This window comes from Planctomonas deserti (assembly GCF_003067705.1).
Classification (GTDB): domain Bacteria; phylum Actinomycetota; class Actinomycetes; order Actinomycetales; family Microbacteriaceae; genus Planctomonas; species Planctomonas deserti.
This window is the reverse complement of record NZ_QANL01000019.1, coordinates 1-893: the sequence shown is the minus strand read 5'-3', so window position 1 is coordinate 893 and position 893 is coordinate 1. Positions and strand designations below refer to the sequence as shown.

Genomic DNA, 893 nt, shown 5'->3' with positions numbered 1-893 from the left:
GCACCGAGCTGCCCGACCTGGCGATGGCCCGCGAGTACGGTGAGCGTGTGCTGTACGACAGCGGTGCCGGCAACAGCGGCCACTTCTACATCGACCGCGATGGCAGCGTGGTGCAGTACGTGGCACCGGAACGGGTGGCCCACCACGTGCGCGGCATGAACGCACAGACGCTGGGCATCGAACTGGTCAATACCGGGCGCTACCCGGACTGGTTGGACAGCCGCCAGCAGGCGATGGACGAGCCGTACACCGAAGCACAGTTGCAGGCGCTGGAAGGCCTGCTGCAGGCGCTGGTGGCGCACTATCCGTCGCTGCGGCGGATTGCCGGGCATGACCAGCTGGACCTGGAGCAGGTGCCGGCCAGCGATGACCCGACGCTGATGGTGGCGCGCAAGCGTGATCCGGGGCCGTTGTTCCCGTGGGCTCGGGTGCTGGCGAAGGTGCCGCTGCAGCCGGTTGGGTGAGGGTTTGCAGGGCTGCGCCCTGCACCCGCAGAGGCAACGGCAACGGCCGAAGCAACAGCAACAGCGGCTATCCGAGGGATGGCGTGGATCTACTGTGTCGACCAAGGTCGACACCCACCAGAGCAGAGTGCCATTCCGACAGCTCGCGAGAAACTGTCCAAGGCGAGGTGGGTCCGGTGGCGGGAGTGTCCGCGGCATGGATGCCGCGGCCAAGCCCCCAGGGACGGGTTTACGGCGTCCCCCGACCCGCCTACCCACCCGGCCAGGCCGATAGACCGCCTTCCACGACCAACCAACAAAACCACCACGGAGGGGCTCCGCCGTTGGCCGGCCCGGCCGAAGGCCCGCCGTCCGCGCGATACAATGCCCCCCATGAACACCCCACAGGATTCCAGCCTCGGTCGCGAGGTCAGTTACCCGTCGCAGTAC

General features: G+C 67.9%; 1 protein-coding gene. It reads left to right on the top strand.

All coding sequences use genetic code 11. From position 1 onward, the window contains the following. Positions 1-464: N-acetylmuramoyl-L-alanine amidase (locus DAI20_RS19250; RefSeq protein ID WP_108252873.1), on the top strand; the 464-nt coding region annotated here is incomplete at its 5' end. Between the last annotated feature and the right edge of the window lie 429 nt (positions 465-893).